Source organism: Pseudomonas cimarronensis, assembly GCF_049331905.1.
Classification (GTDB): domain Bacteria; phylum Pseudomonadota; class Gammaproteobacteria; order Pseudomonadales; family Pseudomonadaceae; genus Aquipseudomonas.
This window is the reverse complement of record NZ_CP186283.1, coordinates 61,762-80,191: the sequence shown is the minus strand read 5'-3', so window position 1 is coordinate 80,191 and position 18,430 is coordinate 61,762. Positions and strand designations below refer to the sequence as shown.

The window sequence follows — 18,430 nt, the reverse complement described above, 5'->3', positions numbered from 1 at the left end:
GCGGTACGTCCACTGCCCATAGACTTAGGCTGGCTACCTGGCCGGAGAGACTGGCTTCCGCCCGGAGTTGATCATCACGTTTTAGTTTCGCCTTAGCTGACCAGACGAGCCGTTTGCGGGTCATACGCAAAATCGGTGATCGACCCATCCCGAATGCGCTCAACTGCTTCGTCGATCACATGCAGCGGCACGAGAAACCATTCCCTTGGTTTAACCGGATGGCCGAAGCGGTCTTCGATAGTCAAGTCCAGCTGCGCCGCGCCGAACAGGCGGTGGAAGATGTTTTCCAGCCTGCTGCGGTTCAGGTTGTGCAGCTTGTAAGTCGCGACCACCTCCACATCAGCCAGCAGGTAGGTGGCGTCTTTGTCTGCGCCTGCGATACGGGTTTCTACTCGGCCTCCGGTTACGCCGATCTTATGGATCAGATCGCGGTGCTCGGCTACGAAGGGGTGGCTGGACTGGCTGCGCAGCACATAGATAGTGCCGCTTTCTATGTCGTCCGGCTCGGCGATGTCGCTGAACAGTGGGCCTGAGTCGACCTTGATCAGCCGAGATCCGGCGCGCCCCTCACTGTCCTTATAAAGCGCCCGCTGCAGGGATCGTAGCAATAGATCGCTTTCCGTCTCATTGGAGTAGATGACGCGCAAACGTCCATTGGTCTCCGCATTCGGCGTTTTGTAGGTGTCCCCGACTTCGGCGACGTAGGCAATGAGCCCGCTCAGAATGAAGAAGTCTCCAGCCTCAATACTGGCGTTCTTTCCAAAAGGCTTGGTCACCCAGCGTTTTTGCTTGAGGCCTTTTTCCACTTCATCAAACAGCGGCTTGAACTTCTCGAAGTCTTTACATGGGTTCCGAGCGGCCATCTCTTCTGCCGCCTTGATTGCCGCGCTGGAACGCACATGCCGCAGTACCGTGATGTCGTCCTGATCGACGGACTCACTGCCGATGCCCAGCTCGGCGAGCAAGGCGTCCTCATCCAGGTCATCCACATTAGCTGTGGTGACCGCAGTGCCTGACAGTAGGCCGTGACTATCGACGCCGGCCAGAAGGGTTTGCGCCTCAGGCAGCTTGCGCAGTTGATCCAGGCGTACTGCATACAAGCGCTCAAAGATATCGCGGTCTTCGCCATGCAGTGGGGCACGGCCGTGGTTTTGATAGAAACGCTGAATATCCTCGAAGCCGGCGATGATGCGCTCTTCGCGAGGAGTTCGAGTTGCTGTCTTGAGCGTGGGAACTTCTATCCCCAGCGCATCAAGCAGGTCGTCATCGTTCATATCAGCCATTGGCGGATTCCCCCTGCGCCGCTTTGGCCTGGGCGCGGTAGCGTGCCAATGCGGCTACCCCTTCAGCCATGCGCTTTTCCCAGGCATCGGCGGAGTTGATGTCGGGCAGGCGGCCACGCTCGTTCTTGAACTGCAGAGCACGCTTGGCCAGCTCTCGCGCCTCATCTTCGGGGATGCTCACCTTCTTGGCCGCAATGCTGGCCTGCACCTGGCGCAGAGATTTTTCATCCATTGCCTTCGCCAGTACCGCATAGGCTGCATCGAAGGGGTTGATGCGGTCTATCAGGTCAATATCCAGCTCGCGTACGTTTACGAACTTGCGCACGCCATCCAGCAGGGCCGTGCTGCCCTGCACGTTGTCGCTACCGTTAGCATCAACCTGCGCTAAAGCCAGCTTGGCCTGCTGGGTAATGTTCATGGCGGCGATGGCGTGCTGGCGAATGGCTTCCTGGTCAACGTCGCTCAAGTCTGGGTAACGCTCGCGCACGATCTTGCCCATGCGCAGTTGGGTCAGCTCTTCCGGCAAGGTGTTTTCCTTGTCGAACAGACCGCGCTCCAGCACGGTTTTGTCCTGCAGGAAGCTGGTTACTACTTCGTTCAAATCTTCTTTGCAGATGCGTGTAGCTTCTGTGCTCTGCGGTGTGGTCAGGCCCTTAATCTCGACATGGAACTGGCCCGTGGTTTCATTCACACCCAGGTTGGTGCCACCCTTTTGATACCCCTCCGGCCCGTAATTGAAGCCCTCTTTCGGCCCGGTGTCTTTCGGGGTGAACTCATAACGCGGGGCTAGCACCTGTTCCATCAGCAGGCTGGCGGAAATGGCCTTGAGCATATCGTTTACCGCTTCGGCTACAGCAGCTTGATCGGCCATAGGTTCGGCGATCAGGTTGGTGAAGCGCGAGCGCTCCTTACCCTCGGCGTCGCGGGTGGCGCGGCCAATAATCTGCACGATTTCGGTCAGGCTCGAACGGTAGCCGATGGTCAGAGCATGTTCGCACCAGATCCAGTCAAAGCCTTCTTTCGCCATGCCCAGCGCGATGATCACATCCACGTTGTCGCGGTTGTTCTTCTGCGCCGGGTCTTTCAGTGCGCCGAGCACTTTGGAGCGTTTGCCTGGGTCGCTATCATCCACTAGGTCGGCCACTCTCAGCGTTCGGCCGTCCTTGGCTTTGATCAGGTGAAAGCCGGTGACCGGGTCTACACCCTGCCAATCGCCGAGCGCGCTCATGATCTCGTTGACCTCGCGCTCCTTGTCCTTGAGGCTCTCGCGGGCATTTACGTTTGGAATGTGAACGATGGTTTTCAGCGCCGGGTCCAGCACCTTGGCAACCGCATCCACATACCGGCCTGTATAGAAGAAGTAGCCAATATCCAGCGACTTGAGCCAGCGATAGCCATTGAGCTGCTCGTAGTAGGTGTACGTGACTGTCTCAAATTTGTTCTCTTCCGACGGGGCCAGCACGGCCTCGCTGTCGCCACGGAAGTAGGAGCCAGTCATTGCAACCAGGTGCACCTTGTCGCGATTGATAAACGCGCTCAGTTGGCTGCCCAGTTTGTTGTCTGGGTTGGCGGAAACGTGGTGGAACTCATCGATGGCAATCAGGCGGTTGTCGAATGCGTCGATACCCAACTCTTCCACGGCAAAGCGGAAGGTGGCATGGGTGCAGACCAACACCTTGTCGGCGCTATTCAGGAAGGCGCGGACGGCATCTACCTTGGACTTGGCCACACGCGGCTCATCGATGCCAGGGGCATTACATAGGTTCCACTGTGGGGCCACCTGCCAGTCCCAGTAGAAGCCGTGCTGGCTCAGCGGCTCATCGGCAAAGCTGCCGCCAATGGAACGTTCCGGCACTACGACGATGGCCTGTTGCAGGCCCTGGTTATTCAGCTTGTCCAGGGCGATAAACATCAGGGCGCGTGACTTGCCCGATGCGGGTGGCGATTTGATCAGCAGATACTGTTCGCCGCGCTTGGCAAAGGCACGCTCTTGCATGGTGCGCATGCCTAGCTCATTGGCCTTGCTTGACGCCCCAGTGTGCGCAGTAGCAATGGATACCGACGGAACTGTGTAAGCGTTGGTCGGATTGGTTGTTGTATTCATGGCATCCTTAGTCCGGCTACAAGGTGTTTGATATAGACAATCAAAATCGCATCAAAACTTTGCGGGCCTTGGCGCTTCTAATAACCTGTTGTTTTATAACGAATTAATTCTATTTTGCCGAAAGGGCTCATTCGCGGATTAGCAAAATCAAAATCCGATCAAAAAATTCTGTATGGACTCATAACGGCTCATAACGGCTCATAACGGCTCATTTTCCGTCGGGGTATAAAAGGCTCCGCGCCGCTCCCCATGCTGCGCCAACTTACCTGCCTCCTTTAAGCGCTGCAAAAGTTTGGCGGCCTGATCCGTGCTCAACTGACACAGCGCGATAACATCACGGCGCCGAACGCGGCCATGATGCCGTGCATGGTTCAAGACCCGAAGCTCATGATCCAGGCTAGTGAATCCGGCCTGTAGGGTGTATGCAACTTCCCCACCCTGCGCTCGATAGACTGAAGCCGACAAGGTATAGCTGCGATTACGCGCACTACCGTGGGGTTGAGCCAGCCCCGCTTCCACCAGTTGTTCTACAGTGCGGCGCGCACGGCCTGTGTCGCTGTGAATGTGTCGCGCAAGCTCCTCGATGTTTAGGCGTCGCTGTTCACGCAAGGCAGCCAATACGATCAGGCTATCGATGGGCAGGGATTTCCCACTTTGTCGATTTTCCTGCTCAACCACCAGCTGCAAGAAAACCTCGTCTGCATCCACAGTTGCGAGTTGAAGTACCACATTGTTGGTGTCGGTGCGGCTGTAGTCCGGTTCCGGACGGCCAAAACGCAGCATGCCTCGGTAAATTTTGTCCACGCCACGGCCTGAACGTTCGACTATGCCGATACGCTTCATGGCATCGGCCAGTGCCGGGTTACGAGGTCTGGGCTCAGTCGTGAGCAGGTTGTTCAGTGTTACCCCCTCCATCAGGCCACCTGGATTGCTGACTGTCAGTCCCTGGTCATCCAGCCGAACGTGTACAGCGCCAAGGCGGTGATAATCCCGATGTACCAGTGCGTTGGCCACGCCTTCACGGAAGGCACCCAGATCGACCTTGGGCACAGGCACTCGGAAAAGTCCGATTTGGATTTCTTTCTCCGGGTTATAAGGACGGAAGTTGGTTTCCAGCCATTCCAATGCCTTCAGTAGGGGATAGCGCCGAAACTCATTGAACGTCACCGTCTCACGCGCCAGAACCTGAAAGGCAAATTCATGGGTGGGCAGCAGCTCGCGTAAAGCGCTTTCTCGGCCGATCACCAGCAAGCCGCTAAGGGTGGGGACTCGCTCGCCAGTCGGCGTGCGTGTTGTGAAGCCCAACGCACCGTCCAGAGCCTCATCATCCAGCTCTAGCAGAACACGGTCACCACCGTACTGACGCACTGCCTGACGCAGGCGTTCGCGCTCCAGTGGATCAAAGTCAGCCAGTGTGGCGCCTGCAACGGGCTGCGCGGAGGCATCTGCCAGCCCGAAACGACCAGCCCGACTCAGGCGGTCATGTGGCAACATCGGCACGCATTCAGGCGTGCCATCCTGCTTCAGTCGACGGCGCAGATACACACCTGAGGTGGTCGCCACTTCGGTCGTGGACTTCGGTACGATGATCTTCGCCACGGATGTGCCCGAAAGTTCCAGCACACTGACCGTCACCGTCAGAGAGGGGGATGTTTTGGCCGCCACGAGTCCCGGCAAACCGGCCAGACTCTGATGCGCCTGATGCAGGCCGGTAGGTGTGCCGTCATCCTCCACGCCGAGCCAGAGTTCTCCGCCCTCGGTATTGGCCAGGCATACCAGCGCTTCCACCAGATCATCATCGGATAGACGTTTGCGATCGCTTTTGAACTCAATCGTCAGCGTTTCAGTCAGCGGCAGGCCGGGCCATGTACCGGTATGTTCCGTGCTCATTGCGTTTTCTTCCCTTTGGCTTTTGCCCCTGCCTCGGGTTGCTTGGCCGTCATCTTGGTATAGAGGTCAAACAGCTTTTCCAGCCGCTCGGTGTCGTTCTTGAAACGACGACCGATATAGATGCGCTCCAAAACCTCATCATTGCGCTCGTGGGCTTGGCGCAGGTTGTCTGGCATGGATTCTGGCTCGTACAAGTCGGCAATAGTCGCGGGGAAATGAGCTTCCCGAGCCAACAGGATGTCCTCGGCACAGCGGGTCAAGTCTGCTTTATTTTGCTCAGTCAGCAGCGGCACAGGGAAAGTGTTCCAGCCGAGAGTATTGGAATAGCGATAGCGTGTTTCCAACTTTCCACAGACTGTAGCCACCCAAACTATGTGCAGACGAGATGCAATCAGGGCCATGTTCCAGAGCGGAGCATCGTAGAGGGCGAAGGCAAGGTTGGAAACGATACTCCCGGCAGGCGCATAACCGCAGGGCAGGTACTCGCGAGTTTCGGAGGAAACGCTAGGAACAATAAGCGTTGAACGCTTGCCGAAGAACATTCTTTGGAATTGGTGCGGTCTTTCAGCTATGTCCCTTGCTGTCTTCCCGCCGTTGAGTCGCAGATTGCGCACATCGCGAAGACGTTGAGCAATAGGATGGATCGTTTGAGCTTCAGCCAAGTGCTGATCTTCAATCCACAGACAGTAACGCTCCAAGCCGCGAATGAACTCGGCGGAGCCATAAATCCGGCGAATAAATCGGTCTTGCTGCGCTGGTGTGAGTTGCAGGTCATCGCGCTCGTCCCGTGAGAGCAGCAAATGACCACCATCTATTGGAGTATTTCCAAAAGTCATCTCACTCTGCGTACCCAAGGGCCGACTAATTTTATCCACAATGACACTATCACCTGCCGCCAGATATGCGTTGATATGCTTACATTGGCGTTCGATGGTTTGTCCTGAGTCGTCCAGAGAGAACAATCGCCTCGGATTGCGGGGCTGTGTTGTGATGCCAATGATGACTACGGTCACACCTGCATTGTGGCTGGCAAGATTGGCCCACCTAAACGATGTATGGGCAAATTCGATTTGTAGGCCGCCGGCAAATATTTCCGGCCACAAGATAGGAACTTGCAGGCCCTGGCAAATGGAGTTGGTGGACACGAAAGCCGCAGCAGAACGGGTTTGGGTGCAGTAGTCAGCTGCTTTAATGAACCAGCCGGCAACATAATCTAGTGACTTCCAGTTCTGGATTCGCTTATCGAAAAGAGTCTGTAAGTCAGCCTTTTGCTCGTCCTTCTGGTCCCGTGAGCCAAGATACGGCGGATTCCCGCAGATATACGTCTCCCCACCCTCGTTCTCGAAATCAATTTCCGCTTGGTTGAGTGGCGTGCCAAATAAGTCATCGGCAATTATCTTGACGCCAGTACCCGTAGGTCGGCAGATGCTTAACCAATCCAGCCGCAGCGCATTGCCACAGACAATCCAGTTCTGCGAATCCAGTGGCAGAAATTCAGCCAGTGCATCCTGTTGCCCGCGATACAGCACATCGCACTGAAACTCAGCAATGATCAGCGCCAGGCGGGCAATTTCAGCCGGGAAGTCGCGTAGCTCGATACCGCGGAAGTTGGTAAGCGGTATTTCAGATTTATTGTGAGCTTCGCCCCGGCGGCGATTGATCTCCGCCTCGATCTCGCGCATCTGCTTGTAGGCGATGACCAGAAAATTGCCTGAGCCGCAGGCGGGATCGAACACGCGAATATGTGCCATACGCTTGCGTAGGTTAAGCAGCTTGGCCTTGTTTTCGCCCGCCGCCGCCAGTTGCGCACGCAGATCATCCAGAAATAGCGGGTTCAGTACCTTGAGGATGTTGGGCACGCTGGTGTAGTGCATGCCCAGAGCGCCGCGCTCCTCATCGTCGGCCACGGCCTGGATCATGCTGCCGAAGATGTCCGGGTTGATTTTTTGCCAGTTCAGGTTGCCGGCGTGCAGCAGGTAAGTGCGGGCCATGCGCGTAAAGCGCGGCACCTCGGTACTGCCTGAGAACAGGCCGCCATTTACATAGGGGAATTTGTCTGCCCAGCCTGGAAGGCATGGTTTTGCATGGACACGATCTAAGCGCTCAATGTTCATGGCGCGGAAGATTTCAGACAGTACCTGATCGGTGTTGGAGCCGTCGCGTGCGCTGTAGAGTTCAACCGTTCTAGTAAACAGCCCTTCGCCGCGAAATATGTCGGTGTCTTCGGCAAAAAAACAGAACACTAGCCGAGACATAAAATGGTTCATGTCATGACGGCGTTCTGCCTTGGCCCAATCTGGATTTTCGTTCAGCAGTTCGACGTATAGCTTGTTTAGGCGGCTGGTGGCGCGCACGTCGATGGGGTTGTCCTTGATCTCCTTGATGGTGGAGATGCCGGCCAACGGCAGCAGGAAGCCGAAGTGGTTGGGGAAGTCCGGGTAGTCGCAGGCGATAGTTTCACCCGTTACCAGCTCTTCCGCCTCCAACGTTTGCCCATCAGTGGCTAGGATGAACTTGGCTTTGGCTTTTGTGGTGGCCGGGCTGGCACGCAATGCCTTAAGCGTGTCGCCTACGGTTCCGGGCTCGCAGGTGGCGATATGAATATTGCTGCGCAGTAGTACGCCGCCCGGTACGTCCGAGGCGTTGTTGTTGCCTGCGCGCAGACGCTTGAGCGCGGTTTCCTTGTTGCCAAATGCGGCTAGGAAGGTGAACGGAAACTCCGCCGCGTCAAATGGCTCTAGCGCCAGGTCAGAAATAGCGGACTCAATTTCTACTGCATTCATGGTTTACCACTGTCCAGATCGCTGATGCGCGAGGCGGCGATTTTAGCCGCTAAAATTTTGGGTGATGGCTGCATGCTGCTCTATCGGCGTTCGTCAGCGTCGATTGCCCAGTTCTGCTCAGCCGTATTGGTTTATCCAGGATGCCACTGGCATGCGACAGCTAAGCGCCCTGAGCCAGTAGCCAAGGACTCACCCCGTACACGATGTTCGGGATGATAAAGGAAGGCGCTTCCGTAATGCGAAAAAGCCAGAGACCTAGGCGTTTGGGAGCTTGGTCCATAACTCTTCGGCAGGCATTCGGTCGCGTTCTTTCCTTGTTCCAACGGTGCTGGTCGTGGTGCTTTTTGTCGCAATGTGTTTTTTCGCGTGGCGAAAATATGGGCATAACCAAAGATTGTTGCGACGCGAAAATGGGGCTGCAGTGGTTTGTGTAGGGGGGGCTCTACTGTTGCTTGTGCCACAGGTCGTAAGCGGCCTGTTCTGCCAGCCAGATACTGGCCATACCCAGTCCGGCCTGCTCCAGGCATTGAGCAAGACCGGTGCTGATCGGGTTGCAGCCGTTCAGTGCGGCAGCAAGTCGCTCGACAGGATATCCGAGGTGTTTAGCGAATTCTGCTTCGGTCATACCCAAGGCCGGCAGCACGTCTTCACGTAACGCTTCGCCAGGCGGGACGGGTTGTGCATCGGCATTCGCAAATTCCTCTTACGGCCGCGGTCATCGGCGCGGCTTGCCGTGATGCGGTGTTGCTGGGTTATCTGTGGCTGAAGAAAAGGAGCAAGTTGGGTGCTCATTTTTGCCTCTCGATGCTCACTAGATTAAAGCCCTGCTGGCTGTTCGACTCGTAGAGGCGTCTTTTCAGGGTTTCAAAGGATCTCCTTTGGCGCGGGAATGTATACATTCCATGACGTGCCTATTTGCAAAAAAGCACTAGTTCCTTTTCTGTGCATTTGTGTTGCTTTTTAGGGGCTTATGTGTGGCCTATATGTGTCTTGTTGGGGGCTGTTATGTTGCATTAATGTGCAGATGTATGTCTTTTCTGTTCTTTTGTGGTGCTAATGTATGTCTTATACATAGCAGTAATCAGGGTTCGGTTATGACAAATCCCCACCTTCGGGCATTACTAGAAAAACATCGAGCACAACTGGAAACCGGCCAGTATTTCGGTCACAAGCGCGACTATTTCCAACGGAATCTAAAGCAGATTCTGGAATTGGTAGCGGCAGGGGTAGCGCAAGAAGAAATCCTCGCAGCGTTTGAGCAGGACGGCATGAAAATGAGCAAGCGCTACTTTTCCAACTTGCTTAATGAAGTGCGTGAATTCGGCCACCTGTCGCCACCATTGCGGCAGCAGGTTCCCCAAGTGGAGGGTTGAATGAGTTTTTGGATAACGGTCTACCGGAACCCGGACGAAGAAGAGCGAAACGCGGAAAATACCCTGGCTACGTGGGAAGGCTCCCTGCACCGTTGGGGCGACGTGTTAGACGACCTGATGAAGGATGGAAAACTCACGCAGACGCGCTCTGACTACTTCCCAAGCCTGTACAGGGGGCTGGCGCGTGATCTGCTGCCCATCCTGCCTGCGAATAGAAAACCCCGATACTCGATCCACTTCACGCCCGAAATGCTCCAGGAGCGCATCGACCAATGCCCGCCCGATGCTGAGCTAGGCATCATGATTTGGGATATGGGCTGATGCCCACAGCAAGTGAGGTCGCCAGGTCAGGATGAGCGTTTGGACATCACTAACGCGCTTCGCTTGTTTGGCGGCTACCTGCACAGCGCCCGCTTCGCAGCACTGCACTGATAGCCGCCTCTGATCAGGAAGTGATAAAGGCTAGTGGGGGACGGATTGCGGCTGTTGAGTGGGCTGCAGTTCAGCTGTGCTGAGCTATTCATCGTCTGGCTCAAAGGTAGAACACATCTGCACCGTTCGTTCATCGTCATTGCTGTTGTAAACCTGTTGGCCTAGAACGCAGCAGAAGGCTATCAGCGCGCTTTCAGAGGCCTGCCCGCTACCTATGTACCAGATTCCTTGTTGGCAGCTCGTGCAGGGCGTTTCTGGGCGCTCTGAAGCAGGTATGTTAGTTAGTACGGGATTCATTGGCTAAATTCCTTGGTTTTTCCGCTACACAGTGACTACTCATGGGTGGGGCCGGCTTGGTCATTGCAATCTTTTGCCGTGTGACTATTCCCCAGAGCATCGACGCCCAGCACGCCAGGGCGTACGTGTGTGACTTCTCTGAGTGCGTTCGATCAACTACTGCCATTGCCTTCCGGGCCTGTACGACATCTGTGTCATGGCAGAGCTCGCGAAAATAATAGGTAGTGGCGGCGATGTTTCATCAGGCGTGTAGGTTGTTGCCGTCTTCGGTTGGACTCATTTGTGGCTGAATTGCATTTCGCTGATCGTTCGGCCGTTAGATTAAAATGATTAATTAGATTAAGGCGTTGCGTTTTCTGTCCGCGAGTCAGAAACGGCGCGGCCTGCAGCTGATTCGGGCTGTGGATAACTTAGCCAACAGTACGGTATTTTCTAGCCAACAGTACGGTAATTCCTAGCCGACAGTACGGTACTGCCTAGCCAACGGTACGGTACTTTGTAGCCAACGGTACGGTATCTATTTTCCGTTCTATTTGGCCTTGCATTGCTTCCTACCCAAGTGCCGGGATTGGCTATTGCTTGGTTTTCTCTTGATGTGTAGGTGGCCGCCACAGATCTCGTAGCTGAATGGTTGCTCATGCAGGTTGCTGGCGAGCTGCAAGGCAGTCAGTGCTCTGCGTAGGTTTTGTTCCCGGCTGGATGTAGATGTGTCATGACTGCCGGCCATCATCATGATTGTGTCTACTGGCATAGGGAGCGGTTCGGCGTGGCTGGATAAAAATCCGTGCAACCATTGAGCAAGCGGCTTGGCGTTCAGGCTTCGACGAATAGACCAGTCAACGAGGGTGAATTCGTTTGGCCCAAACAGCTTGCTTAGCTCGGGGTTAAGGGAGATGACCAGCTCGTGCGTGATTTCGTCCCTGTAGATCGAGTCAACCAGCCCGCCAGTGTAGGAATATCGTGTTGCGCTTATCTCAAGTGTGGCAGCGGCGAGGCGAAAAAGCCGTTTGTAGAGCGTTTTCCTGTTGTTGCCGGCGTCGGTCTTGCCTTGTTGTTTCAGAAGCTCGTACGCACTGGTCTTGAAGGATTTCCCCATCATTTTTCGACGCGCGATATGCAGCAGCGCGATCCAAACATCCAGGTCGCCTTGATCCAGTCGCGGCCCGGTATATCGAATCTGTGTTGGGCGTTGGCTATAAATTTCGGCGCGTTGCAAATACGTGTGGCAGCTGGATCGGCTGGAGCTAAATATCGCTGAGCGTAGCGTGATATTTGGCACGCCCCTCACACCATCTGGCCAGTTAGTCAGCTGTATCTCAAGCTGGCGGGCATTGCTTTGCTCTATTGGTTGTTTGACCGGGCGATTGGAAAACGATTCTTCCAGTCGTGTCAGTGCTGCTAGGGTCGACACGGGCAGCTCTTAAGCTTCGTCAATAAAGCGTGCGATACCGGCGACGCGGAAGTAAACGCGGCGACCGATCTTGATCCTGCATGGTTTTAGACTTCGGGCGATTTCATTGTCGCCTGACAGGGTGATGCGCAGCCCGTCAGGACTCCTGTGAAGGATTTCGGCCACTTGTGCCAGAGACAGTAAAGGAGAGCCGCCAGTCCTGTTCAGGATCAATTCTTCAGTTGTCACGTCCATTCCCTCATTAAGGTTGTTGAATGGAACGTTACGGATAAATACGGTTAGACTATGGGTTGAATGTTTAACTTTTAGGTTGACATGCCATACACGGATGACTTCAGTCAGCTGGTTGAAGCGGCTCATGGTTACAAGGCCTGCTCCCGTCAGTTGATTGCTGGTTATGAGCGGCTTTTAACCGAGCTGTCAGCGTCATCGAGTCTCACCTCTAGGCGATATTCCGTTTGGTCGGCAGTTCGACGAAACATGGATGATGCGTTTTCTGAATCTCTGGCGGGGTTCAAGGGTGAATGGAGTCGGGAGTTGCTTATGGGCTGCCGACTTTCTGAAATGGGTAAATATGCTCCTTCTGTTTGTGCCATACCCAATGGCACTACAGATCCAGCCTACTCCAAAGCTTGGGCTGAGCTGGATGCAGGCTGGGCAGAGCAGATGCTGAAAAACTGCCAATCGCCACATCTACAGCCTGAAGTCCCGCGTAGACCCTTGGGTGATGGGTGGGACTTCAAAAAGTCGTCTAGGAGGCGAAGCAAGCCTTCGAGCATGCTTCCCATAGCTTGGCAACTTGAGAATATTGGCTTTTGGGAGATGAATTTTCGCTGTGTACTGCAGAACCTTGGCCCGCGCACTAACGAAAATAGCGAGATGCTCGATACGTTTGATCTGATTACGTATGAGCTGATTCCTTTGCTGAGGCGCTTCAGGCCAACTCGTACCGCGTCCCACCTTGGATACGAGAACGTACGGGACGATCAGACTGGTTCTTGGGACGAACATTATTGCGAGCTGTGCTGGCGGCTGACGGTTCGCTCGGTGCGGCTGGCAGAGATAAGGCGTTTAACTCTTGATGATCGGCAGCGCTCGCGAGAAAGAATCAAGGCTGGACGGCATAGCAACCGATACTGCTCACTACATATGCCGGGTACAGCGCAATACCATGCAGACCTCCGCTACAAAGCTGCCTTTCAGCGCCACCTTGATACTATTTTTCGCGGGCGAGTGTCTGACTACGCATTCAATTTACAGCCGCCCAGCTCACCGGATACGCAGGAACTTAGAAAACTGGCTTATGACCAGGTGCATTCGGGGCTTCATGCCATTAACCCCAAGGAGGAAAAAGGGCTGGGTTTGCGTGAGAAGGTCTGGCTCATGTACCGGGAAGGCTTGAGCCAGTCAGAAATGGCCAGGCGTCTGGGGATTTCACGCCAGGCCATTTCAAAGGCCAAAAAGAGTCTTGAGTCATTTATGAATGTTCATCATGCGGGTTGCTACCTTAATCCGATAACCGGCGAGGCACAGGTGCCGGCGCGAGTTTTGGACGAAATTCGAGGTGGGTTGAGGCGTGGACTTCCAATCGCGGCCATCGCAAAAGCTGTAGGGCTCAGCAAAAGCACGGTAGATGGCCTTACTCGCCTGATTGACGACAGTTAGTCCTGGGGGCTTTTCTGGCGGTAGCCGCTTTTGTCCCGGCGGATTTTCAGCCGGGAGAAAAGTGGCTTGAGCTGTTAAGGGCTGGCGATGACGTCAGGATTGCCTGGTGTCCAGTTGGTCCAACTTGCTGACTAGATCCTCCGCTCGCAGATGGGTATAGCGCTTGAGCATCTGCATCGACTTATGGCCGCTGATGGCGGACACCTCTTGATCGGATAGTCCGCCCTCGACCAATCGGCTTACCGCCTCATGGCGCAGATCGTGGAAGCGCAGATCAGGCATACCCAGCTTGGTTTTCAGCAAACCCCAAGTCTTGGTGAAGGCGTAGGGGCCGCGCTTGCCGGTTTTGCCTGGCTCACCAAAGAACACCAGGTCGCAGTCAATCGGGCGTATCGGGTTGTTCAGCGCTGCCTGGAAAGTTTCTGTGGCCCATTTGCTGAGTGGGACGGTGCGTGCGCTGTCGTTCTTGGTGTCTGAGAGGCGCACCACGCGTTTTTTCATGTCGACCTGGTGTCTGCGCAGGGATGTGATCTCGGATGAGCGCATGCCGGTTTCCAGGGCGATGCGGACGATCCAGCCGAGCATGGGGTTGCTGTGATTGTTTACGGCGGTCAGCAGGCGGCGTTCTTCCTCTGCAGACAAGCGACGGTCGCGACCTTCGCCGGGGCTTGGTTTGCGGATGTTCAGTACCGGATTGAAACTCAGGCCCAGGCCCCACTCCTGAATTGCCACGGTGAACAGGTGGCTTAGCAAGGCCAGCTCCAGGCGCACGGTGTTGTTGCTGGTGGGCTTGCCGCGATTGGTGATCGAGGCCAGGCGCGTATCACGGTAGCTGGCGATGATTTCAGCGGAGAGGGCGGCCATGGAGTATTTGCCCAGGTGGCTGATCAGCTGTTGGGCCTTGGTGGCTTCGGCGCGCTGGGTAGTCGGCTTCTTGGTTGGGCTGATTTCGCTCAGGTAGCGTTTCAGTGCCATTTCCAAAGTCATGCGCTCGGAGCCGCTGCGTTGGATGTACACACCCCTGACCATTTCGTCTTCGGTGCGGCGCGCCCAGTCTTCGGCATCGCGCTTGGTGCGGAAGGTTTTGGTGTTGGTTGGCCAGCCTGTTTTGCGTACCAAAGCCTTCCAGGTGCCGGCATCCGTTTTGACGATGGTGGCCATTTTTTCCTACTCCAAAAGCGTGCCGCTGTACCGGCACTGTACTGAATTTGTACCTTTGGACTATAGGGCTGGTCTAGCTGTATTTCTTGCGGGCATGAAAAAGCCGCGCAATGCGCGGCTTTAGAGTTGGTGGGCCCACACGGACTCGAACCGTGGACCAAAGGATTATGAGTCCTCTGCTCTAACCAACTGAGCTATGGGCCCTCAGGGGCGGGCGGATTATACCGGTGCCTTCTCGGCAGCGCCAACCGAATGGCGCGGGGTGAGGAAGTTTTGTGCGAAGGCGTCCGCATGGATCGCGCGGCTGATGACGAAGCCTTGGATCTGTTCGCAGCCTTCGGCTGCGAGGAACAGTTCCTGGGCTTTGGTTTCCACGCCTTCGGCGATGACGGTCAGCTGCATGCTGCGGCCCAGGGCGATGATGGCGCGCACGATGGCGACGTCGTTGCTGTCATTGGGCAAGCCGCGGACGAAGGATTGGTCGATTTTCAGGGTGTCGACTGGCAGGCGTTTTAGGTAGCTGAGGGAAGAGTAGCCGGTGCCGAAGTCGTCAATGGCCAACTGGATGCCGAGGTGTTTGAGCTGGTGCAGCAGGTTCAGGGCTTCTTCGGCCTGATTCATGATGAAGCTTTCGGTAATTTCCAATTGCAACAACTCGGCCGGTAGGTGGTGTTCTTCCAGCAGGCTGGAGATGCGTACCAGCAGGTGCGGTTGGCGCAGTTGTACGCCGGTGAGGTTGACCGACAGCGGGCCGAAGGGCGCGTGTTGCTGCCGCCACTGTTGCATCTGCCAGCAGGCCTGGCGCAGCACCCAGTCGCCGAGGGCTATGATCAGACCGGTTTCTTCTGCCAGCGGGATAAAGCGGTCTGGCGGAATTTCGCCGAACAGTGGATGGTGCCAGCGCACCAGGGCTTCAGCGCCAATCAGGCGGTTGCTGCGCAGGCAGCGTTTGGGTTGGTAGTAAAGCAGCAGCTGTTCCTGCTCGATGGCGCGGCGCAGTTCACGTTCCAGGGCCATGCGTTCGGTGGCCTGGAAGGTCAGGTCGCGGGTGTAGGGCTCCACGCGGTTGCGACCACGCGCCTTGGAACGGTACATGGCGGCGTCGGCGTTCTTCACCAGAGTGGCGACATCCTGACCGTCTTCAGGGTAGCGACTGATGCCGATGCTGGCGCTGATAAACAGTTCCTGTTCGTCGAACTGGAAGGGCTGGTTGAAGCAATCGAGCAGTTTATGGGCGACCAACTCGGCATCGTCTTTTTGCTGCAGGCCGGGCAGCAGGATGATGAATTCGTCACCGCCCAGGCGCGCTACGGTGTCGATGTCACGCAGGTGGGCCTTGAGGCGTTCGGCGATGCTCTTGAGCAGTTGGTCGCCGACCGGGTGACCGAGGCTGTCATTGATGTGCTTGAAGCGGTCGAGGTCGATAAACAGCACGGCGCCCATGCGCTGGTCGAGCAAGGCATCTTCGATGGCGGCGCGCAGGCGGGTTTCGAACAGGGTGCGGTTGGGCAGGCCGGTGAGTGGATCGTGGTGGGCCTGGTGATCCAGGCGTGCCTGGGCGTGCTTGAGCGAGCTGATGTCTGCGAAGACCCCGACAAAGTGGGTGATGTGTTCGCTGCTGTCGCGCACCGCGCTAATGGTCAGCCATTCGGGGTACAGCTCGCCGTTCTTGCGTTTGTTCCAGATCTCACCTTGCCAGTGGCCCGAGGCGCTGAGGTTGTGCCACATGGCGGCGTAGAAAGCGCTGTCGTGGTTGCCGGAGGCCAGCAGGCGCGGTGATTGACCGAGGGCTTCAGCTTCGCTATAGCCCGTGATGGTGGTGAAGGCGCGGTTGACTGCAGTGATGCGCTGCTGCAGGTCGGTGATCATTACGCCTTCGGCGGTGCTTTCGAAGACGGTGGCGGCCTGTTGCAGATGTTCCTGCATCTGCTCGCGTTCGGTGACGTCGCGGGCGATGGTCAGCATGCAGGTTTCGCCTTCGATGGGGATCGGCTGCACTGACATTTCACAGGTGCGCATGCTGCCGCTTCGGGTGCGGATCAGGGCGCGGAAGTCCTTCACGTAGCCATGCTGTTGCACCTGGGCAATCATCTGCACGCGGTCATCCGGATTGGCCCAGATGCCCAGTTGCAGGGTTGAACTGTCGGTGGCTTCATCCATGCTGTAGCCGGTGATGCGGCTGAATCCTTCGTTGACGTCGAGCAGCCGGCCATCGCTGAGGCGGGTGATCAGCAGCCCGTCAGGGGAGGCGTGGAAGGCTTTGGCGAATTTGTCTTCTGAGAGTTGCAGACGCTGCTGGGTGTCCTTCAGTTCGCTGATGTCGCGGGCGGCGACGACCAGGGTGCTGTTGTTATCCAGGGTGACTTTCTGCGCAGAGATCAGTGCCGTGAACTGGCTGCCATCGCGGCGGCGGAAGGTGCCTTCGATATTGTGCGAGTTGCCCACAAGTAGCCGTTGCAGAATACGCGGGCCGCTGCCTTGCTCGATCCACAGGTCCAGCTCCGAGGTGGTGCGGCCGATGGCCTCGTTGGCACTTATGCCGAACTGCTGCTCGAAGGTGCTGTTGATGGCCAGCAGGCGACCATCCTGTGCGTTGAGCAGGGCGATAATGTCCGGGCAGTTGTGGAACACCGAGGCGAACTTCTGCTCGGACAGGGCCAGGGCTTGCTCGGTGCGTTTGGTTTCGGTGATGTCGATCAGCAGGCCACGCAGCATTTGCCTGCCGTTTGCAGGCGACAGGGTGATGATGTCGCGCACCCAGACTTCACGGCCATCGGTGGCCAGCATGCGGTAGTCCATGCTGTGGTCGCGGCCAGCCTCGGTTTCGCTGCGGCAATAGTCGAGGGTGCGGCGGGCGTCATCGGGGTGCAGGACACGCTCGATAAATCCCGGCTGCAGCCAGTCCTGTGCGGGGTAACCGAGCAGTTTTTCCGCCTGGGGAGCGACGTAGGTGAAACGGTAGTCGAGCAAGTCCATCTGCCAGGCAACGGCGTTGAGGCTTTCCACCAGGCCGCGATAGTGTTGTTCGCTGTTGCGCAGCTCATCTTCCAGTGTGGCGCGACGATTCATTTCGCTGCGCAGGCGATGATTGATGCGCAGGATGCTGAAAATGATCAGCAGGGCTGCCAGCAACCCGGGCAGGCCGAACAGCAGCAGGCTGCGCCAGAAGGGCCGCTGATCAATAGGGTCACCCATCCAGCGCTGTTCGATCTCGGCAATCTCAGTGGGCGTAAGCTCGCCTAGCAGTTTGTCGATGATCCCGGCCAGGGTGCCCTGATCCTTGGGTACGGCCATGGCCAGTTGGTAGCGGTAGGGGGTTTGCCCACTTATAACGATGCCGTCGAGTTTGAGCTGGCGCAGGTGCCAGACACTGGAAGCCAGATCACCCACCATGACGTCAGCCTGACCGGCGGCCAGGGCCTGCAATGCGGCGGCCACATTGGGGCGTGGCCAGAGGCGCAGGTCGGGGTGCTTCTCGCGCAGCAGTTCGTGGGTGGCATAGCTGTCGACCACGGCCACCCGCAGGCCCTGCAATTCGCGTAGTTTGCGCGGTTGCGGGCCTTGCTCCTGGCTCAGGATGACAATCGGGAAATCCAGGTAGGGGCGGGTGAACGTCAGGTACTGGCGGCGTTCCGGCGTGGCCATCAGGCTGGGCAGCAGCTGCACCTTGCCGGTTCTGGCATCGGCCAGCACTTCACTCCAGTTGCGGGCGGGGGCGGGGCGCAGGGTGATCGCTAAGCGCTGTTCGAGCAGGGCGATGTAGTCGGCGGCAAGGCCCTGATAGCGTTCGTTGTCGTCGATGAACTCATAAGGCGGCCAGTTGTGATCGACCCCCAGGCTAAGCTCAGGGTGAGCCGCCAGCCATGCCTGCTCCTCGGCAGTCAGTTCCAGGCTGATTGCAGGCAGGGACCAGCAAGCCAGACACAACAGGAGAGTGGCCGAAACACGCGACATGGGCGGGCTCGTTCTTATGGGCAGTGGGAAAAGTGTAGACCTGCCCTGCCGGCCTGGGTAGGTGGCCATAATGCAAA

At 56.7% G+C, this 18,430-nt stretch carries 12 protein-coding genes and 1 tRNA gene; 3 read left to right on the top strand and 10 right to left on the bottom strand.

Features of this window, described 5'->3' with window-relative positions:
* Window positions 1–92: 92 nt before the first annotated feature.
* The 5 genes from ACOCLD_RS00365 to ACOCLD_RS00345 all read right to left on the bottom strand — a co-directional run bounded on the left by ACOCLD_RS00365 (window position 93) and on the right by ACOCLD_RS00345 (window position 8,685).
* Complete coding sequence (locus tag ACOCLD_RS00365; RefSeq protein WP_422910413.1) at window positions 93–1,283, bottom strand: GIY-YIG nuclease family protein; 1,191 nt, start codon at window positions 1,281–1,283, stop codon at window positions 93–95.
* Window positions 1,276–3,387 carry a DEAD/DEAH box helicase gene (locus ACOCLD_RS00360; protein WP_422910412.1) on the bottom strand — a complete coding sequence of 704 codons (2,112 nt, stop codon included), beginning with the start codon at window positions 3,385–3,387 and terminating at the stop codon, window positions 1,276–1,278. The genes ACOCLD_RS00365 and ACOCLD_RS00360 overlap by 8 nt, the downstream gene beginning before the upstream one ends.
* Window positions 3,388–3,585: 198 nt before the next feature.
* Window positions 3,586–5,277, bottom strand: a complete 1,692-nt coding sequence (locus ACOCLD_RS00355) for an ATP-binding protein (RefSeq protein ID WP_422910411.1) — start codon at window positions 5,275–5,277, stop codon at window positions 3,586–3,588.
* A complete protein-coding gene (locus ACOCLD_RS00350; RefSeq protein WP_422910410.1) occupies window positions 5,274–8,060 on the bottom strand; it encodes a class I SAM-dependent DNA methyltransferase in 2,787 nt (928 codons plus the stop codon). The genes ACOCLD_RS00355 and ACOCLD_RS00350 overlap by 4 nt, the downstream gene beginning before the upstream one ends.
* Window positions 8,061–8,502: 442 nt before the next feature.
* On the bottom strand, window positions 8,503–8,685 hold the full coding sequence (locus tag ACOCLD_RS00345; protein ID WP_422910409.1) for a helix-turn-helix transcriptional regulator: 183 nt from the start codon (window positions 8,683–8,685) through the stop codon (window positions 8,503–8,505).
* Between the two features lie 469 nt (window positions 8,686–9,154).
* Here ACOCLD_RS00345 and ACOCLD_RS00340 point away from each other — a divergent pair, with 469 nt between their 5' ends.
* Together ACOCLD_RS00340 and ACOCLD_RS00335 are read left to right on the top strand one after the other, a co-directional pair.
* Window positions 9,155–9,433, top strand: coding sequence for a hypothetical protein (locus tag ACOCLD_RS00340; protein WP_422910408.1), 279 nt, complete (start codon window positions 9,155–9,157; stop codon window positions 9,431–9,433).
* Window positions 9,434–9,754 (top strand): hypothetical protein, encoded by a 321-nt coding sequence (locus ACOCLD_RS00335; protein ID WP_422910407.1) that lies wholly within the window; start codon window positions 9,434–9,436, stop codon window positions 9,752–9,754.
* Between the two features lie 937 nt (window positions 9,755–10,691).
* Here ACOCLD_RS00335 and trfA read toward each other — a convergent pair.
* Complete coding sequence (trfA, locus tag ACOCLD_RS00330; protein ID WP_422910406.1) at window positions 10,692–11,573, bottom strand: plasmid replication initiator TrfA; 882 nt, start codon at window positions 11,571–11,573, stop codon at window positions 10,692–10,694.
* Window positions 11,574–11,582: 9 nt separating this feature from the next.
* Window positions 11,583–11,801, bottom strand: coding sequence for a DNA-binding protein (locus tag ACOCLD_RS00325; RefSeq protein WP_422911743.1), 219 nt, complete (start codon window positions 11,799–11,801; stop codon window positions 11,583–11,585).
* 252 nt (window positions 11,802–12,053) lie between these two features.
* Here ACOCLD_RS00325 and ACOCLD_RS00320 point away from each other — a divergent pair, with 252 nt between their 5' ends.
* A complete protein-coding gene (locus ACOCLD_RS00320; protein ID WP_422910405.1) occupies window positions 12,054–13,238 on the top strand; it encodes a MarR family transcriptional regulator in 1,185 nt (394 codons plus the stop codon).
* A 93-nt stretch (window positions 13,239–13,331) separates the two neighbouring features.
* On the opposite strand, the gene ACOCLD_RS00315 is transcribed toward ACOCLD_RS00320, so the two are convergent.
* From ACOCLD_RS00315 to ACOCLD_RS00305, 3 genes are all read right to left on the bottom strand, one after another.
* Window positions 13,332–14,399, bottom strand: a complete 1,068-nt coding sequence (locus ACOCLD_RS00315) for a tyrosine-type recombinase/integrase (protein WP_422910404.1) — start codon at window positions 14,397–14,399, stop codon at window positions 13,332–13,334.
* 127 nt (window positions 14,400–14,526) lie between these two features.
* Window positions 14,527–14,603: transfer RNA gene (locus ACOCLD_RS00310), tRNA-Ile, on the bottom strand.
* Between the two features lie 15 nt (window positions 14,604–14,618).
* Window positions 14,619–18,353 carry a bifunctional diguanylate cyclase/phosphodiesterase gene (locus ACOCLD_RS00305; RefSeq protein ID WP_422910403.1) on the bottom strand — a complete coding sequence of 1,245 codons (3,735 nt, stop codon included), beginning with the start codon at window positions 18,351–18,353 and terminating at the stop codon, window positions 14,619–14,621.
* Between the last annotated feature and the right edge of the window lie 77 nt (window positions 18,354–18,430).